Source organism: uncultured Rothia sp. (assembly GCF_963507905.1).
GTDB lineage: Bacteria > Actinomycetota > Actinomycetes > Actinomycetales > Micrococcaceae > Rothia.
Window position 1 is genome coordinate 202,528 of the sequence record NZ_CAUOUU010000003.1, and the last position, 6,079, is coordinate 208,606.

The 6,079-nt window shown below is 58.3% G+C and carries 5 protein-coding genes; all 5 read right to left on the minus strand.

Translation table 11 applies throughout. The features are described from left to right. Positions 1-21: 21 nt before the first annotated feature. Positions 22-675 carry a GNAT family N-acetyltransferase gene (locus RQ593_RS03675; protein WP_311449851.1) on the minus strand — a complete coding sequence of 218 codons (654 nt, stop codon included), beginning with the start codon at positions 673-675 and terminating at the stop codon, positions 22-24. Positions 676-949: 274 nt separating this feature from the next. Further along, complete coding sequence (locus RQ593_RS03680) at positions 950-2,947, minus strand: glucose PTS transporter subunit IIA (protein ID WP_311449852.1); 1,998 nt, start codon at positions 2,945-2,947, stop codon at positions 950-952. Between the two features lie 242 nt (positions 2,948-3,189). Then, positions 3,190-4,731 carry a glycoside hydrolase family 32 protein gene (locus tag RQ593_RS03685; RefSeq protein WP_311449853.1) on the minus strand — a complete coding sequence of 514 codons (1,542 nt, stop codon included), beginning with the start codon at positions 4,729-4,731 and terminating at the stop codon, positions 3,190-3,192. 324 nt (positions 4,732-5,055) lie between these two features. Further along, complete coding sequence (gene rplL, locus RQ593_RS03690) at positions 5,056-5,430, minus strand: 50S ribosomal protein L7/L12 (RefSeq protein WP_005504884.1); 375 nt, start codon at positions 5,428-5,430, stop codon at positions 5,056-5,058. A 155-nt stretch (positions 5,431-5,585) separates the two neighbouring features. Continuing rightward, the coding region (rplJ, locus tag RQ593_RS03695) for a 50S ribosomal protein L10 (RefSeq protein ID WP_311449854.1) at positions 5,586-6,079 on the minus strand (494 nt) is incomplete at its 5' end.

Sequence of the window (6,079 nt, forward strand, 5' to 3'; positions counted from 1 at the left end):
TTTGTGTTGGCATCCGGAAGTTTAGGAGGTGCGCTGCACAATCTCGGTCGGGCCGGTTCCGGGGTAGACCATACCGACGGCATGTGCGTCAGAGAAGATGCCGTGGAGCGGGCCGAGGGAGAAAAATCCGCGGCGCTCGTAGAGGCGTGCACTGTCGTAGGTCGATGCTTCGAGGTAGGCGGGGTAGTCACCGATGCGTTCGGTGCCGTAGTCGAGTAGCTGGGATCCGATGCCGCGGCCTCGATACTCTTCGAGAACACCGATGTTGAAGAGGTACCAGTGCTTGTAGGCGGGGCGGTACTTGAGCAGGTGCAGCTCCATCAGGATCGCCTTCAGCAGGGTCTTGCAACCGAGCGCCTTGTAGTAGGCGCCAAACTGCTTGAGCTCGTTAGCGAAGGAACCTTCGTGGGATTCGGGGGTGTTCCAGAGGCAGACACCCACAATCTTGCCGGTGGAGTTATCGATAGCGATGTCGATACGTCCGCGACCCTGGAAGTTGCCGTAGACCTGCAGGGTCATGATAGCGCGGAGCTTGGCAAGTTCCTGTCGGCGGCTACCGCCTGCGATGACTGCCATCATGGCGGGGTCTCCGTCGAATGCGGCAATCAGCACCTCGAGCGCATCTGCATATTCATGAAACTCGGCGGTGCGGACGGTATAGGAAGCTGAGGTCATATTCACCCTTTACAAAAGCTTGAAACTATACATAAATATTAGCTGGATTATTCACTCCTGGCCAATAAATTGTGCCTTATCAAGACATTTTTCATCGCCATGCACCAAATATGTGCCAACTTATATTGCACTATTATGCATAATTTTTATGCATATTTATTCACACTACTTTTACATGTTTTTGCAGGAAAAATTGCACACCCCGCACCAACTCTAGGAAGAGCGGTACGGGGTGTACATCACGTTGAGGTTATCTACTCACTAAGAGTGCAGACTATGCGTTAGCCTTTGCCTTCAGTGCAACCTTCAGAAGCGAATCTGCGTTGGTCACAGATGCGCCCGAAACCTGGACATCTTCAACCGAAGCAGCTGCCTTCTTGGCGTTAGTGATCACCATGGGGGTTGCCAGCGGGTAGCCAGCCGCCTTGATGGCGGGAATATCGAACTCGGCGATGACGTCGCCGCGCTTGACAGTGTCGCCCTTAGCAACCTTGGGCTCGAAGTGCTTGCCGTCGAGCTCAACGGTGTCCATGCCGATGTGCATCAGCAGATCCAGGCCGTCCTCGGTGCGCAGACCGTATGCGTGGCCGGTGGGGAATGCAACGGTAATCTTGCCGTCAGCCGGTGCGTAGAGCTTACCTTCGGTGGGCTCCACTGCGGTACCTGCGCCCAGTGCGCCGGAGGAGAAGGTGGGATCTTTGACGTCAGCCAGCAGAACCACGGAACCGACCATGTGGGAGCCGATTTCGACGCTCTCGCCAGCATCAGTTGCTACAGCGGCAGCGGGAGCTGCGGTAGCTGCTACGGGAGCGGCGGGAGCGGTAGCAGCGGGTGCCTCAGCTTCCTCAGTGCTGCCAGCCTCGACCTTCTTACCCCAGATGAAGGAGGCAACGAAAGCGATGACGGTGGTCAGGACGAGGCAGCCCAAGAAGCCCGGGATACCTGCACCGACGGTTGCTTCAATCGAGGGGAAGCCAAGGTAACCAGCAGCGCCCAGCTTACCCGCCTTAATTCCAAGAATAGAGGTAACCATCGAACCAATACCCGCAGAAACGATTGCAATGTAGAAGGGCCAGCGCAGAGCCAGGTTCACACCGAACATTGCGGGCTCGGTAATGCCCAGGAACGCGGAAGGTGCGGCTGCAGAAGCAATACCCTTAATCTTCTTGTTCTTGGTGGTCAGTGCGACACCGGCTGCGGCACCACCCTGAGCCACGTTAGACATGGAGGCAACGACGAAGATGAAGGAACCACCGGTAGCCCACAGGCTCATCTCGATGGGCGGGAATGCCTGGTGCATACCGGTCATCACGATGAATGCGTAGAAGGTACCGAAGAGCAGACCGCCGAGCGGGCCGGCAACGGTGTAGAGCCAGTTGATGCTTTCACCCAGCCAGGTGCCCAGCTGGAACATCGGGGGTCCAACCAACAGGAAGGTCAGGAAGCCGGTGATCAGGATGGTGAGGGTCGGGGTGAAGATGAAGTCGATGGTTCCCTTGAGGACCTTGTGGAAGAACTTCTCGACGTGGGACAGGATAAATGCGACCAGCATGATGGGCAGCACGGTACCCTGGTAGCCCGCCTGCTGAACCTGCAGACCGAAGAGGTTCCAGTACTTCATCGGGTCGGTGCCTTCAGCACCTGCCAGGGATGCTGCGACGCTGTAGCCGTTCATCAGTGCCGGGGATACCATTGCGGCACCCATGGTCATACCCAGGTAGGGGTTACCACCGAAGACCTTGGTGGCGGAGAAGCCGACCAGCACGGGCAGGAAGGCGAAGGGAGCTGCGGAGAGCAGGTTGACGATATCCGCAAAGTCAGCCCACTCAGGGAAAAGTTCAATAACTGCCTGGGGGCCAAAAATACCCTTAGAGGTCAGGAGGCTATTGAGCGCCATCAGCATACCGCCACCGACCAGCACCGGGATGAGCGGCACGAAGATGTCAGCAATGGTCTTGATGAAGCGGGAGACAATGTTGCCCTGCTTGGAGGCAATTTCCTTGAGCTCGTCCTTGGATGCCTCGGGTGCGCCAGCGGCGATTAGGTGCTTATGCACCTCGTTGACGTCGCCGGGGCCGACGATGATCTGGAACTGGCCAGCATTGAGGAAGCTACCCTTGAGGTCTTCGTCGTTGTCGATTGCTGCCTGGTCGACCTTGTCCTGGTTCTTCAGGACGAGGCGAAGGCGGGTTGCGCAGTGTGCGGCTGCAACGATGTTGCCGGCGCCACCGACGTCCTTCAGCACGCGCTGTGCCACTGACTTGTGGTCCACGCTCGCTCTCCTTTGTTTGGAGCACCACCGGATGATGCTTTGTGAATGAGTTGGGGTGACATGTCTGTGTGTGCATGTCATGTGTATGTCATACGTTTGACATATCAGATGTAAAACATGGTATCACGGGAAAGTTCTTAAAAGCGAGGGCCCACCCTCCATGCGGAGAGTGAGCCCTCAGACATATTCAGAAATTACCGGAAACCACCCGTGTAGGCGGCTCCCAACGCATAGAAAACGGCTTAGAGGCGGCCATACTCGAGGGACAGCACCTCGCCACCGGTCAGGCGGACGCGGCGCTTATCGCCCTTGAAGAAGGTGCGAGCGGTCATAACCTCAGCGCCCATGGAGGCAACCAGCTTACCGCCCACGTACAATTCGGTAGCCGAACCGTCCACGAGCAGGTCAAACTCGCGAATCTTCGAACGCTTCAGAGTACGGCGGCGCAGGCTACCACCCTCGGTGTAGCGGGTACCGCCACGGTCCATCTGCACAAAGTCCTTATCCAGAACGATGCTCAGAGCCACGCCGTGGGTGTCCTTGATCTTCAGCTTCACGCGCTCATCGGAGACATTCACGCGGCCGCGCAGACGGAAGGTCAGGGCATTCTTCAGCTCTACGAGCTTGCCCTTCTCCTCCTCGCGGTACAGCGGGGTCATCTTCATCGCGTCGTTGAGCTGCGGCACCGGACGCTGGAAAATCTTGCCGTTACGCAAGTGCAGCTCACGCGGGTAGGTAAACATGTGCACCCAGCGGTGGCTCCACGAGGGCAAATCATCCTGATCAGCATTGCCCAGCCACGCAATCATTACCGGGGCGTCACCGCATACATCGTGCGGTGCCTTCGGGTCGGCGGTCAGGCCGGTGCCGGAGATGGTCTGCGGTGCGTAGAACTCGAAACCGGCGTCCAGCTCGGTGAAGGGGGTCTCCACGGTGAACTTGAGGGTCTCGTTATCCAGCGAACCAACAATGTAGCCGCTCTGGAAAATGTTGTTGTACTTCTCGCCGAGGGGCTGCATGCCCTGCGGGCTGAAAATCAGCACGTCGCGGATTTCGCCGGTCAGCTCATCACGCATGCTCAGCAGGGAGGGGCACTCGTACATGTAGGTGCCCTTGAGGGTCTTATCCTTGATACCCAGCTCGCCGCGGAAGGTCCACTCGCGGCGGTCTGCGGAGGTGTACACGACCACGGCGCCGGTCAGGTCCTCACGCTGAGCACCAATGACCATCCACCATTCGTCGTTACGCTCAAAGACGTGCGGGTCACGGTAGTGCGCGGTGTAGCCCTTCTCGGGACCAGAAATCAGCGGGGGCAGCTGACGGGTCGGCTTCGCATCCTCACCCGCAGTTGCGAGGATCTGATAGGTTTCGCGGTTGCCCTTTTCATCCTTCACGTTACCGGTGTAGAAGAACTCAAAACCACCGGGAACCTTAATACCGGAGCCGGAGTAGCAGCCGTGCGAATCGTAGCGGCTATCGGGAACCAGCGCGGTACCCTCATCGGTCCAGTGGGTCAGGTCCTCGCTCACCGCATGACGCCAGTAGACCATACGCTCCGGATGCAGGGGCGAGTACTGGTAGAAGGCGTGGTAGCGCTTACCGTCAAAGACCAGACCGTTCGGGTCGTTCAGGCGACCCACGGGAGGCGCCAGGTGCAGTGCCGGGTAATCGCGGTCTTCACGAACACCGGCACCGAAAGCGTCCAGGACCTGCTGTGCTTCAGCCGCCAGATCGCGGGCGGGTCGCTCGGTTGCGCTCTTCTTCTTTTTCTTCTGCTCGCTCATGTCTATCCGCTTTCGTGCAAAGGAATGTCTGGGTTGTCTCATCCCATCATACGGCACCTCTGCCCCGTTGCCGGGCTCTAGGAGAGAGGCACCACAATGCTCTCAGCCTCTCTCATCCGAGGCACAGGGCGGTCACAGCGACTTCTGCAGGTGAGCGCGGTCAGATGGGACAGCGCCACCGTTTGCTACAGGAGAAAAGGCGAACACGGCAAAGCCCCGAACCTGTCCCCGGTCTTCATACCGGGCGGGTTCGGGGCCGTTAAATGCCGCGAGGCGGCACATCCGATGGATGCACCGCCCGCGTAAGAATCGAGAAGAAGTCGATTACTTGAGGGTGATGGTTGCGCCAGCAGCCTCGAGCTGCTCCTTAGCCTTCTCAGCGTCTTCCTTGGAAACGCCCTCGAGCAGAGCCTTGGGAGCGCTGTCAACCAGGTCCTTTGCTTCCTTCAGGCCGAGGGAGGTCAGGGCACGAACTTCCTTGATCACTGCGATCTTCTTGTCGCCAGCGGACTCCAGGATAACGTCGAACTCGGACTTCTCTTCAGCAGCCTCGCCTGCTGCGCCGCCTGCTACAACTGCAACGGGAGCAGCTGCGGTGACGTCGAACTCTTCCTCGAATGCCTTGACGAACTCGGAAACCTCAACGAGGGACAGTTCCTTGAATGCTGCAATGAGTTCTTCGATGGACAGCTTAGCCATTGTTTGGCTCCTTCACTATCTGGTGCGGGCTGACGCCCGCGGTGTAAATCTTCAGTACCTACCCGAGAGGGTCGGTCAAATTTAGGGTGCGTTACACGCTATTCGCGTTCACGCTGCTGAGTATCTCAGCGCTGGTGCAGTAGCACGAAAGGGGCTTATGCCTCTTCCGAAGCCTCCTCGGCAGCAGCGGGAGCTGCGCCTTCCTGCTCCTCCAGCTTGACGCGCAGTGCGTCCACAACCTGTGCGATGCGTGCGATGGTAGCCTTTGCACCACCTGCAACCTTGGACAGCAGAACCTCGCGGGATTCCAGGTCAGCGTAGCGCTTGACGTCGTCCTCGGTCAGAGCGGCACCTTCGTAGTAACCGTTCTTCACAATCAGCTGGGGGTTAGCCTTGGCAAAGTCACGCAGGCCCTTAGCAGCATCAATCAGGTCGCCCTTGATGAATGCCAGTGCGGAGGGACCCTGGAGGTGGCCGTCGAATGCGTCGATGCCAGCTTCCTTAGCTGCGATAGCAGCCAGCGTGTTCTTCACCACGGCGTATTCGGTCTCTGCACCGAGTGCGCGACGCAGCTCCTTGAGCTGTGCAACAGAGAGACCGCGGTATTCGGTCAGGATGACTGCGTTCGAAGCTTCGAAGAGTTCCTTCA